Raw genomic sequence first — 24354 nt, 5'->3', positions numbered from 1 at the left:
GAGGAGATCATATGGATAGAATAGCTTTTACTATTTTTGGAATAGATGTAATGTGGTATGGTATACTAATGGCAACTGGTATGATACTTGGGACTTTAATTGCTTTAAAAGAAGCAAAGAGAGTTGGAATCGAAGAAGATGATGTATTAAATCTTGCAATAATTGCAATACCAGTAGGTCTTTTAGGCGCAAGATTATATTATGTATTGTTTAATTGGGGATACTATTCTCAAAACCCATCTCAGATATTAAACTTTAGAGGCGGAGGAATGGCAATACATGGTGCATTAATAGCAGGTATTTTAACAGGATACATATATACAAAGGTTAAGAAAATTAATTTCTTCAAAATGGCAGATGCTGTTATGCTAGGTATGCCTCTAGCACAAGCTATAGGTAGATGGGGAAATTATATTAATGGAGAAGCTCATGGAGGTCAAACAGATTTACCGTGGGGAATTATGGTTGATGGTGCGAAGGTGCATCCAACATTTTTATATGAGTCAATATGGAACCTAGGAATATTCATATTCTTATGGTTATTTAGAAAGAAAAAGCAATATGAAGGACAAATTATAGTTTACTATATTACACTGTACTCTTTAGGAAGATTCTTTATAGAAGGACTTAGAACAGATAGCCTTATGATAGGACCGTTAAGAATGGCTCAAGTAATAAGTTTAGTAGGTGTAGTAGGTGGTATAGTTGCACACATATATTTATCAAAGAAAAACAAAAATAATGAAACAAATTAAGTAGTATTAAGGAGAAGATAACATGGAATTTCATCACGTGTCCGTACTTTTAAACGAGTGCATAGATAACTTAAATATAAAACCTGACGGGGTATATGTAGATTGTACAATGGGTGGTGCAGGACACTCTAAGGAGATAGTAAAGAAACTATCTAAAGACGGCTTATTTATCGGATTTGACCAAGATAAAAATGCTATAGCAACTGCAAAAGAAAGATTAGCTGAGTACAGTGACAGAGTAAAATTTGTTCATAGTAACTTTGAAAATATTAAAGAAGAACTTGCAAAAATTGGAGTACACAAAATAGATGGAGTACTTGCAGATTTAGGAGTATCTTCGCATCAGCTTGATGAAGCAGATAGAGGGTTCTCGTACATGCAAGATGCACCACTTGATATGAGAATGGACGTAAGATGTGATTTTTCAGCTTATGATGTGGTAAATACTTATACTGAGGAAGAACTTGCAAAGATAATAAAAGACTACGGCGAAGATAACTGGGCTAAAAGAATTGCTAAGTTTATAGTAGAAGGTAGAGCAGAAAAGCCTATTGAGACTACTGGAGAGCTTGTAGATTTAATAAAGGGAGCGATTCCTAAGAAGGCTAGAATGGATGGACCGCATCCTGCTAAGAGAACTTTCCAAGCGATTAGAATAGAAGTTAATAATGAACTTGGCGTTATAACTAAGATGATAGATGATGCTGTTTCTATAATGAATGAAGGTGGAAGAGTATGTATAATTACTTTCCATTCTTTAGAGGATAGAATAGTTAAGAATGCATTTAGAGATTTAGCGCTTGATTGTATATGCCCTTCTCATATTCCGATGTGTCAGTGTGACAAGGAATCGGAAGTTAAGGTTATTACTAGAAAGCCTATAATTCCTAGTGACGAAGAGATAGAGTTTAACCCTAGATCTAGAAGTGCTAAGCTTAGAGTTGCTGAGAAGAAGTAAATTATTTATTAGTAAAAGGTTGAACTATTTAGGTTCAACCTTTTTATCTTTATTAATTATTTGTTATGTAATTACTTTGAGATATATGGTGGATTTTAATTATATAAATAATTAAGATTGATATTCTTCTAGTTCCTGTGTAGCTATATAGTATCCTATTGCAGCCCCTGCATAAGACATTACTTTCACTAGATCAAAAAATGCAATAAATCTCCATCCTTGGTTACTAGATAAATTAGATTTATCTAGTCGAAGTTTTAATGTGGTTAGAGCATTACTCGTATACATGGAAATAGCAATTAGAAAAATTACGCTAACGACTTCTGCAATCCTTGAAGCCTGAAGCTCATTATCAGTAGATAAATTTTTTGTTGCATCATCCATTGCTTGAAAAATAGCTTTTTCAGATTTATCATACTCGATGAAATTGAGAAAACATCCAATAATAAAAAGTATAGTAGCTAGTCTACCAATTTGAATAACATTTAGTTGTAATGATACTTCGTCTAATTCTTGTTTCCTATAATTTTTAGAATGAGATTTACACATATTACCCCCTATAAATTTTGAAGTTAATTTTCTATAATAAAATTCTAAGTCGTTATTATTATATGACTTCTGTTAGACAATAATTATTCTAAAATGAATATTAGATAATGATTATATTGATTTAATTATTTAATATGATTAGATATAGTTTATAATAAGATATAAGCAAAAGATATAAAGGAGAATAATATGAAATATACTAAAGAAGAAATGGATAGAGTAGCAGATAAAATCGTAGTCTTACTAACGGTAAAAGAAGAAATGAGAATCGGGAAAATAGCAAAGATACTTATACATCAAGGTTTTGTTGAATCAAGCTATGAAGCAGATAAAGTACTTAAATATAGAAAAGATTTATTTATAAGCCCTAAAATAGGGATATGGAGACTATTAGAAACTGAATAACATATATATTGACTAGTATCTGATATAAGAGAAAATACAACTATTTTAGATACTGTGTATGCAGAGGATGGCACTATCTTTAGTATTGAGTGTAGTAAAATAGATTACAATAAATATGAAAGCTATTTAGTTTAATACTATTATCTTTAAAATACGTTACTCTTAAATATCAAAATATAAGAATACTCATACCAATTTGGGATGAGTATTTTTATTATACAAAAACTATATCAAATAATTATACTCAGCGTACAATGACTGTAGGAAACCTATGTGATAGCATCATATAAAGAATACAATTATTAGTTGTGAGGAGAAATATGATGAAAAGAATTCTTTTTATAAATACTAAGTTAAAAGGGAATAACAATAAATTAGATATTTTGGTTGAAAATGGAATAATAAAAGAAATTGCATATAATCTAAAAGATAAATACAAAGATAATAATGATATAAATATAGTTGATATTAAGGGGAAATTAACAATTCCACCTTATGTTGAGCCACATATACACTTAGATTATGTATATACAGCTAATACCCCAGGTGCTACAAATTCAACAGGTACATTATTTGAAGGTATTCAAAGGTGGTCAGATTCAAAATCAAATCTAACTAAAGAAGATGTGAAATTAAGAGCAAGAATAGCTTTGAAAAAACAAATCTTAAGTGGAATACAATATATAAGAACTCATGTTGATGTAACTGATCCTAAATTAACATCTCTACAAGCTATGATAGAACTAAAAGAAGAAATGAGAGATATTGTAGATATGCAAATAATAGCATTTCCACAAGAAGGAATGTATGCATATAAAGGTGGGGAAGAATTAGTAGAAGAAGCTTTAAAGATGGGGGCAGATGTAGTAGGTGCTATACCTCATTTTGAATATACAAGAGAATTTGGAGAGAAATCAGTTAAAAAAACTATAGAGCTTGCATTAAAGTATAACAAGCTAGTTGATGTGCATTGTGATGAAACTGATGACGAGCAATCTCGTTTCCTAGAAGTATTAGCCGCACATGCATATTTAGAAGGTATCGGAGAAAAGGTAACTGCTAGTCATACTTGTGCTATGCATTCGTATAATAATGCTTATACATATAAGTTATTTAAGCTTTTAAAAGAATCTAAATTAAACTTTATAGCTTGTCCAACAGAAAATATTCACCTTCAAGGAAGATTTGATACTTATCCAAAACGAAGGGGTGTTACTAGAGTAAAAGAAATGGTTGAAGAAGGTATAAATGTATGTTTTGCACAAGATTCAATGTCAGATCCGTGGTATCCACTAGGTTCTGGAAATCTGATGAATATATTAGATGCAGGAATTCATATATGCCAAATGATGAGTTTTGAAGAAATAAATAATGCTCTTGATCTTATTACTATAAATGGTGCTAGAACGCTTAATATAAGTGATGAGTACGGAATAGAGGTTGGTAAAAAAGCAAATTTTATAGTGTTAAATGCTGAGACTGAGTTTGAAGCTATATGTGATAGAGTATCAGTTTTATATTCAATTAGAAATGGAGAAATATTATTTAGACGAATACCAGAAACGGTTGAAACAGATAGTATCTTTTTAAGATAAAATAGAAAGAATAAAGTAATTCTAATATGATATAATCATAGAAATAATTTTATTTTTGAAAGGATACTTGCATAATTATGGTAAGCTGTAATGATTTATTGAGTCTTAATATTTTTAAAGATATAAAGTTAGTTGCTGGAAAGAATGGAATATACAAAAATATATCTTGGCCATATATTTGCCAGACATTAGATTTTTCTCAATGGGTAAATGGAGGAGAGTTAATGTTTCTAACTGGCATGGGCATGAATTTAAGCAATCATAAATTAATTAATTTAATTTATGAATGTTCAAAAAAAGATATTTCAGGTTTAGTTATACTTACAAGCAGTGAGTATATTGATTGTATATCAGATGAAGTAATAGAGGTTGCAGATAAAGAGAACCTACCCTTATTTGACATGCCTTGGAATATTAAACTCATAGATGTAAACAAAGAAATAGCGAACTATATTATGGAGTCTAATCTAAATAAGAATAAGGAGAATGAACTGCTAAGGGAGTTATTACTTTCTTATAAATTAGATAAGGAGAAAATAAAAAATCTAATAAATTACAGCAAGTTTAGTTTAGATACGAGTGCATACGTGGCATCATTTAATCTAATAGATAAATGCGAAGAAAAGCACATATCAACAGAATATATAATGAATATGATAAAAGCTATGATTGATAAAAATAACATACGCTCTATTATAGATTATTATGATAATTGTATTATTTGTATTGTAGCATTAGACAGTAATTCAGACTTTAATAGAAGTAAAGACTTATTAAAATTAGTATATGAAAAGATATCTGGATATATAAATGTTAGCTTAAGCATAGGTAATATACGTGATAATTTAGTAGAGGTAAGAGATAGTTACTATGAATCGATCAAGGCTTTTAAACTTTATAGATGCAATAATTGGGATTTAGACATTATAGATTATAACAGTCAAGGGTTTTATAAAATTCTATTTGAAGTAAAGGATTTTAAGAAGCTTAGAATATACTGTGACGAAATCTTAGGGAGAATTTTAGATTATGATAAAAATAAAAGCGCTGATTTATTAGGTACACTAAGATGTTATTTAATAAATAATTGCAACCTTATAAAGACTTCTAGTGAACTGTTTATTCATAGAAATACGTTAATATATAGACTAAATAAAATAAGAACAATACTAGATAGTAACTTAGAAGATCCGATTTTTAAAAATGAATTGATGAATGCATTAATGATATATAATTATTTAAAATACATAGAAAACGAGTAATTTGAAATAGATAAACAAGGAGATAGATAGATGAACTTAATGAAGAATATGACATGGTATGAGTTTGATGCAAGAAAAGATAAAGATTTAGTTATACTTCCAGTTGGGTCAGTAGAGCAACATGGTCCACATTTGCCACTTTTTACAGATACAATTATATCAGAAAAATTTTCTAATCTTCTAGCCAATAAGGTAAATGGAATAGTAATGCCAGCTATAAACTATGGATATAAGTCACAACCAGCATCTGGTGGTGGTCCATTATTTCCAGGAACAATAGATTTAAATGGAGCAACACTAATATCTTTAGTAAAAGATATTATAGAAGAATTAATAAGAGATGGTGTTAAAAAGATAGCTATAGTAAATTCTCATTTTGAAAATCAAGCATTTTTATTAGAAGCAATAGACTTAGTAAGTAGAAACATGCCAGAGGGGACTAAAATAGTAATGATGAGTTGGTGGGATTTGATTACTCAAGATACCATTGATAAAGTTTTTGATGAGGTAGAATTTCCAGGATGGGCTCTAGAGCATGCAGCTATTACAGAGACCTCTTTAATATTGAAGTTTGCACCAGAAACAGTTCATATGGATAGATTAATAGATGAAAAGATAGAAGAAGTTCCATCTTATCAAGTATATCCAATACCAAAGGATTTAGTACCGAAGTCTGGTCTTTTATCAATAGGAAGAACTAGTTCTAAGGAAAAGGGAGAATTGATAATACAAGAAGCACTAGAAGGAATGGTTAATATAGTAAGAAAAGAATTTATATTCTAGAAAGTAATTAAATCATTGTAGCTATAATCTGTCTTAATATGTTAAGATATATAAAGACTATACAGAAATGCACATATAGGCATCAGAAGGAGATCACAATGATACATAGAATAGCAAAGACTACAATATATGTAAATAATCAAGATGAAGCAAAGCAATTTTGGACAGAAAAATTAAACTTTGTAACTAAAATAGATGCAACAGAAGGACCATTAAGATGGATAGAAATTGCACCACAAGATAGTGAGTGGGTTACAATAGTTTTATATGACAAAAATCTTATGAAAGAACAATGTCCATCAGCTAATGCTGACTATAAGACGGTAGTATTAAGTACTGAAGATTTAGACAATGCTTATAATCAAATGAAGGCTAAAGATGTAGAAGTTACTGATATAGTAACTATGCCATATGCTAGATTATTTACATTTAAGGATCAAGATGGTAACGAGTATATATTACGTGAAGATAAGTTCTAATAGAAATAATAATAGATAATATTAAAGCTCTAGTTTTTATAACTAGAGCTATTTTTATATGTTCTACATTGAATTCTTTAAAAATACCCTACCTTTATATAATATCATAAAAATTCTGAAAATTAAAGACTATATCTAGTAACGATTTCCTTGTACAATAAGTATAAACAAAGATACACAAACTACAAAATAAAATGTTAGATACCTTAATCAATGATTATACTTAAAATTTAGTATAAATAATAAAGTTATCTTATAAGGAGATGAGTATATTATGAACATAATAATAGTATCAAAGAGGGTAGAAATAACAAATGCAATAAGAGAGAAGATAGAAGCAAAAATTGAGAAGCTGAGTAAGTATATTAATGAAGATACAGATATAAATGTAAAAATAGATGTTAAGAAAAAGAATCAGAAAATAGAGGTGACGATACACACTAAAGCTGGAGTTATAATTAGAGCAGAGGAATCTCAGGAAGATTTATACTCAGCAATAGATTTAGTATATGATAAACTATATAAGCAATTAAGAAAATATAAAACTCAAACTTTAAAGAAGAATAAGAGAAATGAGAGTATAAGATTTGAAAATATAGAGGAATATGTAGCTTGTGATTTAGATGATGACGAACCAATAAAAAGAAGAAAAAAATTTAAAATAGACAAGCCAATGACTCACGAAGAGGCTATAATACAAATGGATTTGCTAGGTCATAATTTCTTTATATTTAGAGAGCTAGAATCAGAAACAGTTAATGTTATATATAAAAGACATGATGGGTATGGTCTTATAGAGCAAGTTTAGACTATATTATAAAATTAGAATAAAATAAAGTCCCATGGTAAGTTTGGTGTAGCCAATCATATCGTGGGATTTTTTAATTGTCAGGAAACTGCAACTTAAAGAATTAAAACATAGACTAAAGATCCTATAAAGTTCGATTTGGTACAATTTATGGAAATAAAACTGGTTAAAAAAATAAAGTAGATGAACGATTTTATATATGAAATAACCATGTATTAATTAATTATTCGATATATATAAGAACAATATTAAGAAAGTCTAATAATACGTTGAAAATGTATTTGAAAATTGATATAATTAGTCTAAAGATGTCGAATGAATGAATGATTTAAAATTATTAAGTTCGTATTTGGAGGTGCGTATGAAAGATATATTTATAAAGTCTTTAGATAATATAAAAGAAGAGATGATTTCACTAAGTGAATCAATTTTTAAGAGACCTGAATTAGGATTTAAAGAGTACAATACAAATGAATTAATATGTAAAGTTCTAGATAAGCATGATATATCTTATGAAAATAATATTGCATTAACAGGAATAGTTGCAACTTTAGATTCAAAAAAAGAAGGTGCACACATCGGTTTATTATGTGAATTAGATGCTGTACCTACTATAAACCATGAATTTTCAAATAAAGAAGATAATGCAGCTCACACTTGTGGTCATTATGCACAGGTAGGAACTATGTTAGGTGTATTTTTAGGTATAAAAGAATCAAATATTCTTGATAGTTTAGGAGGAAAGATAACTTTCATAGCTACTCCAGCTGAGGAATATTGCGATTTTGAATATCGTAAGAATCTAGTAGAGAGTAAAAAATTAACATACATATCAGGTAAACAAGAGATGATAAAGCTTGGAGTATTTGATGAATTAGATTGTATTTTATCTTGCCACACTATGGGAACAGGAACTAATTACTTAGCAGAAACTAATTCAACTTTAAATGGATTCTTAGGAAAAAGAGCTATATTTAAAGGGAAATCAGCACATGCAGGTGCTAATCCAAGTGAAGGTATCAATGCTTTAAATGCAGCAACTTTAGCTATGAATGCTATAACATTTTTACGTGAAACATTTAAAGAAGAAGATGCAATACGTGTGCATTACGTAATGAGCCAAGGTGGAACAACTGTAAACTCAGTTCCTGAAGAGACGATATTAGATATGTATATAAGAGCAAAAACACTTGATGCTATACTTGTGGTTAATAAAAAAGTTGATAGAGCATTAAGAGCAGGAGCTTTAGGTGTTGGATGTGATATAGAAATATGTGATACAGGTGGATACCTACCACTTACACAAGATGAAAATCTTACTAAAGTAATAGAAGATACATTAACTGATTTTATGAGCAAAGATAAAGTATTAAAAGACTGTCACTCATATGCATCGGGAGATATAGGTGACTTATCTCACTTAGTACCAACAGTCCAAATTGGTGTAGCAGGTTTTACTGGAAACATTCACGGATATAACTTTAAAACTGGTGATGTAGATATTGCTTACAAATTACCTATGGAATACTTAGGAGCAACAACAATTGAATTACTTTCAAATAAAGGTGAATTAGCTAAAGATATAAAAAGCAAATTCAATCCAAGACTTACTATAAGTGAGTATATAGACTTGTTAAACAATTTAAATCAAAATAAATTATATAATGTGGAGGATTAATAATGTTTAAAAGAAAATTAGTAAGTGCTCTTTTAGTAATGAGTATGGGTGTAGCGGCTTTAACTGGTTGCTCAAGTGCATCAGGAGATAGCGAAAAAGGAGACTCTGACAAAATAAAAGTTTCTCTTTTAGTAACAGGAGCTTTAGGAGACAAAGGTTTCAATGATTCAGCTAACGCAGGAATAAAAGCTATAGAAAAGCAGTTTGGAGATAACGTAGAAGTAGAAACTATAGAAATGGGATTTGACCAAACTAAATTTGAACCATCATTATTAGACGCATCAGAGTCTGATGCAGACGTAATAGTAACTGGTGGATGGGATATGAAAGCGCATATTGAAAATACAGCTTCATTATACCAAGATAAGAAATATATAGTTTACGATACAGATGTAGATTATGATTCTTATGAATTAGAAAATGTATACTCAATGACATATAAGCAAAATGAAGCAGGGTTCTTAGCTGGAGCATTAGCTGCACTTGTTACTACAAGTGATATGGAACTTGCAAACCCAGAGAAGAAAATAGGATTTGTTGGTGCTAGAGATACATCAGCAGTAATAAATGACTTCTTAGTTGGATATATAGAAGGTGCTAAGTTTATAGATAAAGATGTAACTGTAGATGTATCATATGTAGGATCATTCACAGATTCAGCAAAAGCTAAAGAATTAACATTAGCTCAATATACTAACGGAGTAGACGTAGTATTTACATCAGCAGGACCAGCATCAGTTGGATCAATAGAAGCAGCAGCTGCTAGCAAGAAGTATGTATTAGGTGTTGATAGTGACCAAGCTATGGCTTATGAAGGTAAAGATGAGCAACAATATATAATATCATCAGCTCTTAAGAGAGTAGATAACTCTTTAGTAGGTGCAGTTGAAAAATTATTAAATGATGAGTTAAAATTCAACACTCATGAAGTATTAGGTGTTAAAGAAAAAGGTGTAGAACTTGCTAATAATGAAATATACACAACAACAGTTCCAGAAGCAATAAGAACTAAAGTAGAAGAAGTAAGTACTCAAATAGCAGATGGAAAAATAAAAGTTACTACAGCTTTAGGAATGGATGAAGCTAAGTTAAAAGAAATAATAAAAAACGCTAAGTAATACTAATTTACACATAGGGAGACTAGAAAAATGAAAAAAGAAATTTTGAAAGCTACAGAGCTTACGAAAGTCTACCCTGGTGGAGTAGTTGCAAATAATGGTGTTAATTTAAGTATAAATGAAGGCGAAATTCATGCTTTAATAGGAGAAAATGGTGCAGGTAAGTCTACACTGATGAAAATGCTATTTGGTATGATAAGCCCGACTAGTGGAGATATATTTATTCATGGAGAAAAGGTATCATTTGGATCATCAAATGATGCGATACAGAAAGGTATCGGTATGGTGCATCAGCATTTCATGCTGGTGCCTTCTTTAACGGTTGCGGAAAATCTTATATTAGGTCATGAAATACAAAATTATGGATTCCTAAAAAGAGAAGAGGCATTTAGGGTTACGGAAGAAATATCTAAGAAATATAACCTTAAGGTCGATTCAAAAGCAAAAGTAAGAGATATCTCTCTTGCCATGAAACAAAAGCTAGAAATATTAAAGGCTCTTTATAGAGGTGCAAAAATACTTATACTTGATGAACCAACTGCAGTGTTAACTCCTCAGGAAACAGACGAATTATTTGAACAGTTAAAGCTTTTAAGAGAAAATGGATATACAATAATATTTATTTCTCATAAGCTTCATGAGGTAAAAGAACTTTGTAACAGACTTACTGTACTTAGAGACGGAAAAACAATGGGTACATATTCGGTAAGTGAGTTAAGTGAGCAAGAAATATCAAGATTAATGGTTGGTAGAGATGTTGACTTAAATATAGAAAAAACTGAAAGTGATTTTAAAGATGTAGTTCTTAGTGTTAAGAATTTAAAGCATACAAACTCTTTTAATAAAAAAGTAGTAAATAATGTTTCTTTCACAGTAAGACAAGGACAAATTCTTGGTATTGCTGGTATAGAAGGGAATGGCCAATCAGAGCTTGTATCTTCAATAGTTGGTGGAATACAAAATGTAGAAGGTCAAATTAAGTTAGAAGGTAAAGATATAACAAAGCTTAGTATATTAAATAGACAAGAGATGGGAATATCTCACGTTTCAGAAGATAGAATGGTTTATGGTAGTGCACCTAAACTATCTATTGAAGATAATGCTATATCTAAAATATATGCTTCGAAAGAATTAAAAAGCAAAGGTCTTATGGACTTAAAGAAAATAAAAGAGTTTACAAGTAATCTTGTAAGTGAATTTAAGGTTAAGCATGATACTACTAAGCAAGCAATTAAAGACTTATCTGGTGGTAACATACAAAAGGTAATAGTTGGTCGTGAATTTTTATATGATCCAAAGCTTTTAATAGTTAATCAACCAACTCGTGGAATAGATGTTGGAGCAATAGAATTTATAAGACACAAGATACTAGATATGAGGGAAGCTAAAAAAGCAATATTACTTATATCAGCAGACTTAGGAGAAGTTTTATCTTTAAGTGATAGTATCATAGTTATGAGTGAAGGAAAAATAGTAGGATATATTGAGGACGCAAGTAAGGTTACTGAAGAAGAGTTAGGACTTTACATGTTAGGAATCAAAGAAGACAGCAAAGAAGTGATTGGAGGTGCTTACTATGAGTAAAAAGTCAAAATCAAATTCTAACTTTTTAAAGTATTTTGATTCTATGAGATTATTAGTAGCTATACTTATAGCTTTAGCTATTACGACTGTAATTATATTTTCAGTAAGTGAAAACCCAATAGAAGCACTTACAACTTTATTATTAGGACCATTACAATCAAAGAGATACTTCTTTAATGTTTTAGAAATGATGGTACCACTTATGTTTACAGGTTTATCACTTGCATTAGTGTTTAAGTCTGGGAACTTCTCGATGATAACAGATGCATCATTTTATATGGGAGCTGTTATAGCAGTATTTATAGCTATAAAACTACCACTACCAGCTGTTATACATCCTGCATTTGCAATATTAATAGCAGGTGTTATCGGGGGATTAATAGGTTCTATACCGGCATTTTGTAGAGTTAAATTTAAGGCTAATGAACTTGTTACATCTTTAATGTTAAACTATGTATTCTTCTTCTCAGGAATATACATAATAAACAAATTCTTAATAGATAGAAATGCAAGTAACTTTGCATCATTAAAATTCTTAAAGAGTTCTAGCCTAGGAAACATAGTAGATGGAACTAGACTTCACTATGGTTTTGTTATAGCGTTATTACTTTGTGCAGCTCTTTACATATTCTTAACTCGTACTAAGTGGGGATATGAAATAAGATTAGTAGGAAGTAATATAGAATTTGCAAAGTATTCAGGTATAAAAACTGGAAGAGTAATATTATATACTTCATTTATATCAGGTGCTGTTGCAGCTATGGGTGGAGCTATTGAAAAATTAGGAATGTATAATCGTTTCCAATGGGCAAATGCACCAACTTATGCATGGGATGGTGTTATAATAGCAACACTTTCAGGAAACAATCCTAAGTTTATACCATTAGCAGCATTCTTCTTATCGTATATACGTGTAGGTGCTGATATAATGTCAAGAAAAACTGATGTTCAAAATGAATTAGTTGCAATAATACAAGGTATTATAATACTTCTTGTTACAGCTGAGCGTTTCTTATACTTTATGAAGCAAAGAAAAGAAAGCCAGATGGCTCTAGAAAATGCTATGAATAAAGGAGGTAAGTAATTATGGAAATGATTTTTGATATATTATTAAATCAAGATTTCTGGTTTGCAGTTCTTAGATCAACTACACCAGTGTTACTTACAACTTTAGGTGCAATAGTAGCATCTCGTGCTGGAGCTAGAAATATCGCACTAGAAGGAACAATGTTAACTGCAGCTCTTGTTGGGGTTATAGGTAGTGCATTAACTCAAAATGCATATCTAGGACTTCTTATGGCGGTAATATCAGGTATAATAATGAGTAATATTCTTGCATATTTTGCATTAAAATTAAAATCTAATATAATATTAACAGGTATTGCACTTAACCTAATGGCTACAGGAGGTACTGTATTTGCTCTATACTTATTCACAGGAGATAAAGGAGCATCTACATCACTACACTCACTTGCATTACCTAATATAAATATACCAATAATAGAAAATATACCTGTAATAGGACCTATATTATCAGGACACCATATATTAACTTATACTGGATTAGTACTTGTTGTATTAATATGGGCAATGTTTAAATATACTACATTAGGTCTTAGAATTAAGGCTGTTGGAGAGTCAACTGAAGCTGCTGAATCAGTTGGTATACCAGTAAATAAGATAAAGTATATAGCACTTACTATAAGTGGTGCATTAGCTGCCATGGGTGGAGCATTCTTATCTATGGGATATGTTACACTATTCTCGGCGGGTATGACATCAGGTAGAGGATATACAGCACTAGCTACTCAAGCTATGGCAAATGGAAATCCTGTAATAGGTCTTTTAACTTCAGGCCTATTTGGATTTAGTGAGAGTTTATCTAACTACTTACAAGGATACTCTCTACCGATAGAGTTTATTCAAATGTTACCATACCTTACGATATTCATAGTGTATGTTGTTTACTGCGCTCGTAAGAATGGCACACAAAAAGAATTGTAATATGTAAAATAAGTTTAAATCTAATTAGTAGATAGTCATTAAGCCGCATACCAATATTTTATAGGTATGCGGATTTTTATATATTATTGTTAAATCAATTAAAAAAGTGTATAGATATAATAGATTTTCCATGGACCGTGAATTTCAATACTGTCATAAGATTTCAGTAAGTAACTTCTATGATTAAATAACATATTTATAGACTTATTGACAACTTTTCGGATTATATATTATTATAACTATAGCCAATAATTGGGATGTATAGCCTAGATGATAGCACAAATAGATTTTATTAATAATTTTAAGTTTTTAATATAAAAGTATAGGATTAGTAGATAAATTATTAACTAAGGAGGAGACATGGTTAAACTAAAAGATATTGCAAGACATACGGGGTTTTCGTTAACACAAGTATCAAGAGCTATAAATAATCATGATGATGTAAGTGAAGAAACGAAAAAAATAATTATGAAAGCTGTAGATGAATTAGGATATGTGCCAAATTTAGCAGCTAAAAAACTTGCGAGTAAAAATGATAGTGCTATAGCACTTATAGTAGTGGGCTTTGAAAAGCAAAGTAGTAGTAATGATATGTTGATTGATATAATGAGTGGTGTTTTTAATAGTGCTACAGAAAATGATTTGGAAGTGGTGCTATATTTATACTCAGAAAATATGAGAAAGAAGAAAAGTTATTTACAATTTTGCAGAGAAAGAGGAGTTAGTGGAGCAATACTTTGTGGTATAAAGAGAGATGATCCAAATTTAAAGGAACTAATGCAGTCAGATTTTCCGATGGTACTTATAGATATACCGTATCTAACTCAAAATGTTGGATCGGTAGTTGTAGATAATGAAAAATACTCATATTTAGCAGTAAAAAGTTTAATAGAAAATGGTAGAAAAAAAATAGGGTTAATAAATGGTAGTGAGGGTGCTTATGTATCAATGGAAAGAAAAAGTGGATATATAGATGCGCTCAAAGAATATAAGATAGAAGTAGATGATGATATAATCAAAGATGGCGACTTCTCAATAGATATAGCCAAGGAATGTGCAAATAATATTATAAATAAAGGTGTAGATGCAATATTTTGCGCAAGTGACTTGATGGCTATGGGGGCTGTTCAAGCTGCGAAAGAAAATAACTTAAATATACCAAATGAACTATCAATATTTGGTTTTGATGGTATACATATGGTAAACTACATAACACCTACTTTGTCTACTGTAAAGCAAAATAGTTACGATAAAGGGTACAAGGCCTCAGGTATGCTTATTGACTATTTAAATAAAGGTATACCTATGAGAATACTTAAGTCTGAGTGTGAATTATATGAGCAAGAAAGTACGTTGAAGAAAAAATAATTATTATTTTTTCTTTTTTTTTCTTTACAAAACCGAAACGCTTCGGTAATATATAGATATAAAGTCAATATAAATAATATTGACGATGAAGATAACTAAGAGAGTTACTGAATTTATATAAAAAGTATTTGGGGAGGACAATATGAGCTTAATGAAATATGATTTAGGTAGTGGAGAATATAAAAACTGGATCGTTTCGGAAAACGATTTTGATTCGTTATACTTAGGTAAGTGTGAATCTATAATGTGTCTAGGAAATGGATATTTAGGATTAAGATCAGCAACAGAAGAAAAGTATGTTGGCGAAACAAGAGATATGTTAATAGCGGGAACGTTTAATAAATTTGATGATGAAGTTACTGAACTGCCAAATGCTGCTGACTTAACTGAAATTACGATATTTATAAATGGAGACAGATTTAGCCTTTTACAAGGAAATGTTAGAGATTACTCAAGAAGCCTAAATTTAAAAAATGGAGAATTGACAAGAAGTTTTATATGGACAAATAAAGATTTCGGAGATATAAAGTTTGAATTTAAAAGATTTGTATCTTTAAATGATCTTCACTTAATAGGTCAAAGAGTAAGTATAACACCTATTGAAAAGAACCTTGATATAAAAATACAATCAGGAATAAATGGTCAAGTATCCAATACTGGAGCTCAACATTTCTCTGAAGGAGAAAAAAGAGTTTACGATGCTAAATATATTCAATACACTCAAAAAACTACAGAGTCTAATATAGATTTTGTTTTAAATACAGTTAATAGTTTTGAAATAAATAGTGAAACTGTAAAACCAAATAGCTTAATAGTAATGGATAGAAGAAAAGTTTACTACAATTACGAAATGTCTATAGAGAAAAGTTCAACATTAGTGATTGAAAAAATATCTAATGTATTTACTTCAAGAGATAAAGAATGTGAAGGATTATCTTATGAAGAGTTAAAAGAACTTTCATTAAAAAGAATAAAAGAAGAGTCAGTTAGAGGTTACGAAACTCTGCAATCAGAATCAGCTAAAGCATGGGAAGAAAAAATATGGTCAAAGTGTAGTATAACTATAAACTCACAAAATGATTATGAGCAATTAGCAATAAGGTTTGCTCAATATCACTTAGTTGTTATGACTCCAGGTCATGATAACAGAATGAATATAGGAGCGAAAGGTTTATCAGGTGAAGGTTATAAAGGTCATACTTTCTGGGACACAGAAATATTTATGCTACCTTACTTCATATATACAGACCCTAAAGTTGCAAAATCACTTTTAGAATATAGATACCTAACTTTAGCTGGAGCTAGAAAGAAAGCTAAAGAAAATGGATACGAAGGGTCTCAATTCCCTTGGGAATCGGCATGGCTTGAAGATGGAGAAGTTACTCCGATATGGGGGTCAGCAGATGTTATAACAGGGAAAGCTGAAAAAATTTGGACTGGATTTATAGAAATACATGTAACTAGTGACGTGGTATACGGAACATGGCATTACTACAATGCAACTAATGACCAAGAATTTATGGATACCTGTGGATATGAAATAATATTTGACTGTGCTACATTCTGGCAATCAAGACTTGAATGGAATGAAGAAAAACAAATATTTGAAATAACGGGTGTAATAGGGCCAGATGAATATAAAGAACATGTAGATAATAATGCATTTACAAATTACACAGCTAAGTGGAATTTAGATCTTGCTATGAATTACTACAATGAATTAAAAGAAAATAGAAGAGATTTATTTGATAAGTTAAATGAAAAATTAAACTTAGATGAAAACTTTACAAAATGGGCTTCTAAAGTAGATAAAGTGTATCTTCCTAAGCCAAATGAAGATAATATAATACCTCAAGATGATACTTACTTAACTAAAGAAATAATAGATTTAACTAAATATAAAAATCAAACTAATATAGGAAGTTTCTTTAAAGATTATAATATGCACCAAGCTAATGAAATACAAGTATCTAAGCAAGCAGATATAATGGTACTATTCTTATTACTTGAAGGATTATTCTCTGAAGAAGTTAAAAAAGCTAACTGGGAATATTATGAGCCAAAGACTTTACATGACTCATCATTAAGTTTATCAACTCACTGCACTTTAGCTAATGACTTAGGACATAGTGAATTATCTTATGAATTATTTAGGAAAGCTTGTGATATAGACTTAGGGCCTAATATGAAAACTTCAGATGCAGGCATACATTCAGCATCTCTTGGTGGAGTATGGCAATGTATTGTTAATGGATTTGGAGGGGTTAGAATGATAGATGGTAATCTAAGAATAAATCCTTGTTTACCTAAGACTTGGAATAAATTAGAGTTACCTCTACACTGGCATGGAGATCTATTAAATATAAGCATAACAAGTGAAGAGTTAAACATAGTAAATACTACTAATAACAATGAAGAAATAAGATTTATACATAAAGGCAATGAGTGTAAATTAACTAATAGTATAACTATAAAACTAGCATAGGTGTTAACTATAATTATTTAGAAAGAGGAAAATACTATGAAATTTAAAGGTGTTATATTTGACTTAGATGGTGTTGTAACTGATACAGCAGAATATCATTTTATAGCTTGGAAAGATTTAGCTGATAGGATAGGAATAGATATAGATATAGAATTTAATGAAACATTAAAAGGAATTTCTAGAGGTGAATCATTAGAAAGAATACTTGTAAAAGGTAATAAACAAAATGATTACACTCAAGAAGAAAAAGATAAATTATTAAAAATAAAAAATGATTATTACTTAACTTTATTAGAGAAATTAACTCCTAAAGATGTAATGGATAATATACACGATACACTAGAATATTTAAAGGAAAATAATTTTAAAGTTGCATTAGCTTCTGCTAGCAAAAATGCACCTCTTATAATAAATAAGTTAGAATTAAACGAATTCTTTGATATAATAGTTGATCCAACTAGCGTAAAAGCTGGTAAACCGTCACCAGATATATTCATAGAAGGTGCAAGACTTATAGGATTAGAGGTTAATGAGTGTTTAGGTGTTGAAGATTCAGAAGCAGGAGTTACATCGATAAATGATGCAAATATGTATTCTATAGGTATAGGTAGTGAATTAAACTTAAAGCATGCAAATATTGTTATACCAAGTACTTCTGCTTTGAAAAATACTATAATAAGCGTTGTAGAATCTAGTCTAATAGAAGCTTAGTGATTAAAAAAAATTGAAAACCGAAGCGATTTGGTATATAATTATAAAATAATAATTTGTTATTCTGTTTATGATGAAGTTTTTATAAATAATAGAAGGGAGTACCCTTCTATTATTTATATATTAATACAAGGGGGCTAGTGAAATGCTAAAAGAGAAAAAGTCAAACAGTAAAAAGCGAGGGGAAGTATTACAAGGTTTAGGATTTGTAACCCCGACAGTTCTTATATTAGGTACATTTGTATTATTCTCTGTAATATACTCGATATTTATATCTTTTACAAAAGTTAATTTACTAGGAGATACTTCGTATAAATTTGTGGGATTACAAAACTATATAAATCTATTCCAAGATGAACGTATATGGATAGCATTTAAAAATACATTTAACTATGTTATAGTTGTAGTTCCGGCGCAAACGTTTTTAGCGTTAGTTCTTGCGTATGTGCTAAATCAAAAACTTAAAGCTAAGAACTTAATAAGAACAGTGCTATTTTTACCTACATTAACATCATCTGCTGTGCTTACGATGATATTTATGTTCTTATTTAGTGTAAATGGACCGATAAACCAGTTTCTAGTTTCATCTGGAATAATGGACCAAGCCATAAACTTTACAGGAGATCCGAAGTTTGCTCTTAAGGTTATTATGGCAATGAATATATGGTCAACAGTTCCATTCTTTATGACTATATACTTAGCAGGACTTCAAGATATACCAGAAACTTTATATGAAGCGGCATCAATAGATGGAGCGACTTCTGTTCAAAAATTCTTTAAAATTACAGTTCCTAACATAGCTCCAATAACAGTGTTTGTTGTACTTCAAGGGCTTATAGGGTGTTTCCAAATATTTGATCAAGCCTACATTTTCTCAAATGGATCGGGTGGACCTCAAAACTCAACTCTTACAGTTGCATTATCTATGTATCAATATGCATTTAAGACTAGTGGAACTATGGGATATGCGGCTGCAATAGCAGTAGTTCTAGCAGTAGTAATATTTATAGTAGCTATAATCGCTAAAAAATTACAAAAAGAAGATATATAGGTCTGGAGGGATGAGAAATGAAAAAACAAAAATTAGGTAAAGTTTTAGTTTATACAATATTAATAATATATGCTCTGATAACTCTATATCCATTTATCTGGGGATTATCGGCGTCATTTAAACCATATAATGAGATTGTTGGGGGAGGACTTAGTATATTCTCTGAAAATTTCAGTTTAGACAACTATAAATATATATTTAATGTTGGATCTGACTTCTTAAAGTGGTTTGGTAATTCGTTCTTTATAGCAACAGTAGGAACTCTTCTTAATTTATTATTTAATAGTATGGCAGGTTATGCACTTGCAAGACTTAGATTCCCTGGTAAGAACCAACTATTTTATATAATACTTGCAGTAATGATGGTACCAGGTCAAATACTTATAATACCAAATTACTTAATAATAAAGAATTTAGGTATGCTAAATAGTTTTAGTGCGGTAATAATACCAGCAGCCATAAATGCAACTTATATATTTATGATGAGACAGTTCTTCTTAAACTTCCCAAAAGAAGTAGAAGAGGCAGCATCATTGGATGGATTAACTAGAACACAAACTTTCTTTAAAATAGTACTACCTATGGCAAAACCAGCTCTTGCAACACAAGCTATATTCGTATTTATGTCATTCTGGAATGAATTTATGAAGCCTATGCTTTACTTAAATTCACCAGAAAAGTATACATTAACATTAGGTCTTCAAATGTTCCAAACTCAGTATGTAGCTCAGTGGCACTATATAATGGCTGCATCTATGATAACAATAACTCCTATACTTATAATGTATGCTGTATTTAATAAATACTTTATGGAAGGTGTAAGAATCGGTGGAGACAAATAAATAGACCCTTTTTAGGGTCTTTTAATATAGAGAGGAGAAAAATATGAGTAGTATAACAAAAACTAATAACTTAAATGATCCATATATAGTGGTAGGAAATAGAATGTACTCAATTGCAAATCAAAATGGAGAATTTCCAAGAATAGGATGGCATGTTGAAGGTGAGATGGCAGGGGTGTGGGCTCATCCTATAAAGCTATTTAATGAGTATGGGATAAGTGTTTTTGAAGGTGAAAATGAGTTAAATATAGAAGCAAAATCTTTTAATATAGAGCCGATACAAGCGAACACAAATTTTGTAAGTGATAAGCTAGAAATAGTTAAAAGTGAATTTGTACCAGATGACTTAGAAATATTAGTTGTTGATTATAAAATAAATGCTCTTGAAGATGTTAAGTACAAATTTGTATTTGATGCAAAAGTAAATATTATAGGGACATGGACTGCTGAAGATGCAGGATTTACTAACGGGGAAGATGAGATATTTGAAAACAATGGTGCAAATAAAGTAATATTTAAAGATAGCTTAAACCCTTGGTTTGCAGGTATATGTGCACTAGAAGATGGTATTATAACAATTTCAAAAGATGATTTATACAAAGTGAATCTTAGCTATGATTTAAATTTAAAAAGCGGTGAATCAAAAAAATTAAGATTTATCATAGTAGGATCAAGTGTTTCTTATGAACAATTTAATGAAAGTCTTGATGTGGCATTAAACAAGATTGAGTATTTAAAAGAAGTTAAAGCTACTAGATATGAAGAAATAAGAGAGAAATCAGAGATAATAATAGATAATAAAGAAGTAAGTGATGCATGTGAGTGGCTCAAATACAATGCAGATATGATGATAAGAAAAATACCTGGACTAGGAAGAGGATACGGAGCAGGATTTCCGCATTATCCTTGGTGGTTTGGAACAGATGCATGTTACACTATTCCAGCAGCTTTATCTATGGGGCAACATGAAGAATGTAAGGATACTTTAAGAATTATAAAAGAAATATCAGATAGAGAAAATGGTAATGGTAGAATAGTTCATGAAACATCTACTTTTGATGTTACTTATAATAAAGGTAATACTCAAGAAACTCCTCACTTTGTAAAGGCTGTTAACCAAGTGTTCTTATGGACTGGAGATATAGATTTTATAAAAGAGATGTATGATTACTGCAAAAAAGGTGTATTCGGATGGTTATTAGGTGAGATGGATAAAGACGGTGACTTATTAGCTGATGGATACGGAATAATAGAACTTTACGCACTCAACTTAGAGATGCTTGATACAGCAACGCTTACATATGAAGCTTTAGAAGGTCTTTATAATATGGCTAAAGTTTTGGATGATAAAGAAGTAGTAGAAAGATGTGAAATATTAATACCTCAAATCAAAGAAGAGATAGATAAAAAGTTTTGGATGGAAGATGAATGTCTATACGCAGATATGTCAGGAACTATATCTGATATGAAGGAAAGAGTCCCACATCTTGTTGGTAATGAAAAAATGGATAGCTATAAAAAGATTGAAATGAAAAAGTATTTTGCACTTGATAGATGTGAAGATGAAAATAAAGATATACCTTGGCTTATGAAAAATTGGATAACAGTATGCCCTCTTGAGGCTAAATTAGTTGATAGTGATAGAGCTAAAACTATATTTAAAAGGCTTGAAACTTCTGAATTTACCAATGAATATGGACTTCAATTGTGTGGAGTTAAAAAAGATATAGAAATAGCAAATAATGAAAAAAGTGATGATATATACGCTTTAGATATTTCTATGTCGATTTCTTCAGGGGTGATGGCTTATGCAGAAAGCATATATAAGAGAGCAAATGAATCTTTTGAATATACTAAAAAACTAGCTAGTCTACTAAACTGTGCTATGCCTGGAGCAATAAGTGAAAACCTACCAGATAAAGGCTGTTTTTTACAATCTTGGTCAAGTTACGGCGTTAACTGGACTTTAATTGGTGGGATTATGGGAATAAGTCCTAACGCTTATACTAAAACTATATACATAAATGCAACGCTCCCTGATGAATTAGATAAATTAGAAGTTAAGAAGATGCTGATAGCAAATGATATGTTTAATATATCTATAACAAGAGTTAATAATTGTATAGAAGTAAATATTGAAAATGATAATGGATGGAATATAGTAATTAACAATTAGTTATGTGTATTAGCAAATAGATATGAATATAAAAAGTAAAGACTGCTTATAAAGCATATTATTAAAGGAGATAGATTAGGTATTCTAGTATGAGCATCTAACCTATCTCCTTTTTATGTTCTATTATTTATTAATATACAGTTATGACTACGAGTTTGATTTATAGTTTATGGTGGAATGAAGTATTCATTGATGTTTGCCTTAAGTGAAGAGGTTTTTATATACCAAAACGTTTTACAATAGAAATAATATCTTAGTTATTTTATAAAGAGTGAGATTTCAACTATACAGGTCTAATATTGTGCGATTTGTGTTGAATTATACAAGAATTAAATAAATAATTATAATTAAATATAAAAAATAATAGAAAAAAGGAAAATGTTTTCTGGAAAAGTGTTGACATCCGAAACGTTTTCGGATAATATTTAATTATAGTAATTAAACATTATATATTGAGGGGGAACTTGATATGGTATTTAAAAAATTAGCAGCTATAGCGATGGCTGGAATGCTAAGTATAAGCTTAGTGGCTTGTAGTTCATCAGGAAGTGATAGTAGCAAAGGAAACGGAAAAGTAACTGTTGGTGTATGGAATGGGAATCAGGCTGAAGAAAAAGCACTGACACAAATGATAAACGATTTTGAGAAAGAAACAGGAATAAAGGTAGAAAAGAAAGTATATACAGATTATCAAACACAATTAAAAACAGATTTAATAGGTGGAACAGCACCAGATGTATTTTATTTAGACGTTAACGTATCTCCAGAATTAATGGATTCTAAAGTATTAGAGCCTTTGAATCAATATACAACAGATGAATTTAATGTAAATGATATATATCCAAACTTATTAGCTGGATTCAAAGATGAAGAAGGTGAAGTATATGCTATGCCAAAAGATTATTCATCATTAGGAGTTTACTATAATGAAGAGTTATTAAAAGAAGCAGGGTACAGTAAGGATGATATACCAACAGAACTTGAAAAATGGCCAGAATTCTTAAAGGAATTACAATCTAAATTACCAGAAGGTAAAAAAGCGGCTATGATAGACCCAGAACTAGCAAGACTTATGGGATTCATAGAAGCTAATGGTACAGATGTAGTAGATAAAGAAGGATATTCTAATTTATCAGATCCTAAGGTTATAGAAGCATTAGAATTAGTTGACTCATTATTTAAAAATGGTTCAACTCATCAAGCTAAAGATCTTGGATTTGGGTGGAATGGAGATGCTTTTGGTTCAGAAGCTGCAGCTATAATGATAGAAGGTAACTGGGTTGTAGGTCACTTAAGAGATAATTTCCCTAACGTTAAATATGGGACTTTAGAAATGCCTACATATAAAGGTGAAAAATCAAACATATTATTCACTGTTGGATATGCAATGAATAAAGAATCTAATAATAAAGAAGATGCTTGGCAGTTTATAAACTACGCTAGTGGCGAAAAAGGTATGACAACTTGGACAACAGGAAGTGGTACATTGCCAACTCGTAAGTCAGTTGCAGAATCTACTAAAGTTGATGAAGATGCAATACTTAAGCCTCATATAATAGGAGCAGAGTATGGCTCAGTATGGCAAAAAGGTTTAACGCTTCCAATAGTAGATAGAGAATTTAAAAACTATATGCCAGCTGCTATATCAGGAGATTTAACTGTAGTAGAAGCTATGAAAAAGGCTACTGAAACGGCTAACAAAGATATAGATGCTCAAATGAAATAGTATAAATATATTTAAAC

Annotated in this window: 21 protein-coding genes; 20 read left to right on the top strand and 1 reads right to left on the bottom strand. The window is 30.3% G+C overall.

The window, feature by feature from the left end:
• Positions 1-11 precede the first annotated feature (11 nt).
• Both lgt and rsmH read left to right on the top strand, forming a co-directional pair.
• Positions 12-755: a prolipoprotein diacylglyceryl transferase gene (gene lgt / locus CHL78_RS05015; protein WP_094366324.1), complete on the top strand. Its 744-nt coding sequence runs from the start codon at positions 12-14 to the stop codon at positions 753-755.
• A gap of 22 nt (positions 756-777) precedes the next feature.
• Entirely contained in the window at positions 778-1713 is a 936-nt protein-coding gene (gene rsmH / locus CHL78_RS05010; protein WP_094366326.1) for a 16S rRNA (cytosine(1402)-N(4))-methyltransferase RsmH, read from the top strand.
• A 111-nt stretch (positions 1714-1824) separates the two neighbouring features.
• Here the strand turns inward: rsmH and CHL78_RS05005 are convergent, their stop codons facing one another.
• A complete protein-coding gene (locus tag CHL78_RS05005) occupies positions 1825-2262 on the bottom strand; it encodes a hypothetical protein (RefSeq protein WP_094366328.1) in 438 nt (145 codons plus the stop codon).
• A gap of 189 nt (positions 2263-2451) precedes the next feature.
• Here CHL78_RS05005 and CHL78_RS05000 point away from each other — a divergent pair, with 189 nt between their 5' ends.
• The 18 genes from CHL78_RS05000 to CHL78_RS04915 all read left to right on the top strand — a co-directional run bounded on the left by CHL78_RS05000 (position 2452) and on the right by CHL78_RS04915 (position 24337).
• Positions 2452-2667, top strand: a complete 216-nt coding sequence (locus CHL78_RS05000) for a hypothetical protein (RefSeq protein WP_094366330.1) — start codon at positions 2452-2454, stop codon at positions 2665-2667.
• Between the two features lie 323 nt (positions 2668-2990).
• Complete coding sequence (gene codA / locus CHL78_RS04995; protein ID WP_094366332.1) at positions 2991-4262, top strand: cytosine deaminase; 1272 nt, start codon at positions 2991-2993, stop codon at positions 4260-4262.
• A gap of 77 nt (positions 4263-4339) precedes the next feature.
• On the top strand, positions 4340-5524 hold the full coding sequence (locus tag CHL78_RS04990; RefSeq protein ID WP_094366334.1) for a PucR family transcriptional regulator: 1185 nt from the start codon (positions 4340-4342) through the stop codon (positions 5522-5524).
• Positions 5525-5554: 30 nt separating this feature from the next.
• Entirely contained in the window at positions 5555-6307 is a 753-nt protein-coding gene (locus CHL78_RS04985) for a creatininase (RefSeq protein WP_199533993.1), read from the top strand.
• 98 nt (positions 6308-6405) lie between these two features.
• A complete protein-coding gene (locus CHL78_RS04980; protein WP_094366336.1) occupies positions 6406-6786 on the top strand; it encodes a VOC family protein in 381 nt (126 codons plus the stop codon).
• A gap of 274 nt (positions 6787-7060) precedes the next feature.
• The gene (gene hpf / locus CHL78_RS04975; protein ID WP_094366338.1) at positions 7061-7594 is read left to right on the top strand and encodes a ribosome hibernation-promoting factor, HPF/YfiA family; all 534 of its coding nucleotides are present in this window, start codon (positions 7061-7063) and stop codon (positions 7592-7594) included.
• A 361-nt stretch (positions 7595-7955) separates the two neighbouring features.
• Positions 7956-9272 (top strand): amidohydrolase, encoded by a 1317-nt coding sequence (locus CHL78_RS04970; RefSeq protein ID WP_094366340.1) that lies wholly within the window; start codon positions 7956-7958, stop codon positions 9270-9272.
• Positions 9273-9274: 2 nt separating this feature from the next.
• Complete coding sequence (locus tag CHL78_RS04965) at positions 9275-10390, top strand: BMP family ABC transporter substrate-binding protein (protein ID WP_094366342.1); 1116 nt, start codon at positions 9275-9277, stop codon at positions 10388-10390.
• 30 nt (positions 10391-10420) lie between these two features.
• The gene (locus CHL78_RS04960; protein WP_094366344.1) at positions 10421-11974 is read left to right on the top strand and encodes an ABC transporter ATP-binding protein; all 1554 of its coding nucleotides are present in this window, start codon (positions 10421-10423) and stop codon (positions 11972-11974) included.
• On the top strand, positions 11967-13058 hold the full coding sequence (locus CHL78_RS04955; RefSeq protein WP_094366346.1) for an ABC transporter permease: 1092 nt from the start codon (positions 11967-11969) through the stop codon (positions 13056-13058). The genes CHL78_RS04960 and CHL78_RS04955 overlap by 8 nt, the downstream gene beginning before the upstream one ends.
• Before the next feature lie 2 nt (positions 13059-13060).
• The gene (locus CHL78_RS04950; protein ID WP_094366348.1) at positions 13061-13978 is read left to right on the top strand and encodes an ABC transporter permease; all 918 of its coding nucleotides are present in this window, start codon (positions 13061-13063) and stop codon (positions 13976-13978) included.
• A gap of 360 nt (positions 13979-14338) precedes the next feature.
• The gene (locus CHL78_RS04945) at positions 14339-15346 is read left to right on the top strand and encodes a LacI family DNA-binding transcriptional regulator (RefSeq protein ID WP_094366350.1); all 1008 of its coding nucleotides are present in this window, start codon (positions 14339-14341) and stop codon (positions 15344-15346) included.
• 142 nt (positions 15347-15488) lie between these two features.
• Positions 15489-17831 carry a glycoside hydrolase family 65 protein gene (locus tag CHL78_RS04940; protein ID WP_243446372.1) on the top strand — a complete coding sequence of 781 codons (2343 nt, stop codon included), beginning with the start codon at positions 15489-15491 and terminating at the stop codon, positions 17829-17831.
• 36 nt (positions 17832-17867) lie between these two features.
• A complete protein-coding gene (pgmB, locus tag CHL78_RS04935; RefSeq protein ID WP_094366352.1) occupies positions 17868-18542 on the top strand; it encodes a beta-phosphoglucomutase in 675 nt (224 codons plus the stop codon).
• A gap of 145 nt (positions 18543-18687) precedes the next feature.
• Positions 18688-19593 (top strand): carbohydrate ABC transporter permease, encoded by a 906-nt coding sequence (locus CHL78_RS04930; protein ID WP_094366353.1) that lies wholly within the window; start codon positions 18688-18690, stop codon positions 19591-19593.
• A gap of 17 nt (positions 19594-19610) precedes the next feature.
• Positions 19611-20435, top strand: a complete 825-nt coding sequence (locus CHL78_RS04925; RefSeq protein ID WP_094366354.1) for a carbohydrate ABC transporter permease — start codon at positions 19611-19613, stop codon at positions 20433-20435.
• Positions 20436-20478: 43 nt separating this feature from the next.
• Entirely contained in the window at positions 20479-22611 is a 2133-nt protein-coding gene (locus CHL78_RS04920; protein WP_094366355.1) for a glucosidase family protein, read from the top strand.
• 469 nt (positions 22612-23080) lie between these two features.
• Positions 23081-24337: an ABC transporter substrate-binding protein gene (locus CHL78_RS04915; protein WP_094366356.1), complete on the top strand. Its 1257-nt coding sequence runs from the start codon at positions 23081-23083 to the stop codon at positions 24335-24337.
• The last annotated feature ends 17 nt before the right edge of the window (positions 24338-24354 follow it).

It is taken from the genome of Romboutsia weinsteinii, from assembly GCF_002250835.2.
Lineage (GTDB): Bacteria > Bacillota > Clostridia > Peptostreptococcales > Peptostreptococcaceae > Romboutsia_A > Romboutsia_A weinsteinii.
This window is presented reverse-complemented; position numbering and strand designations above follow the sequence as displayed.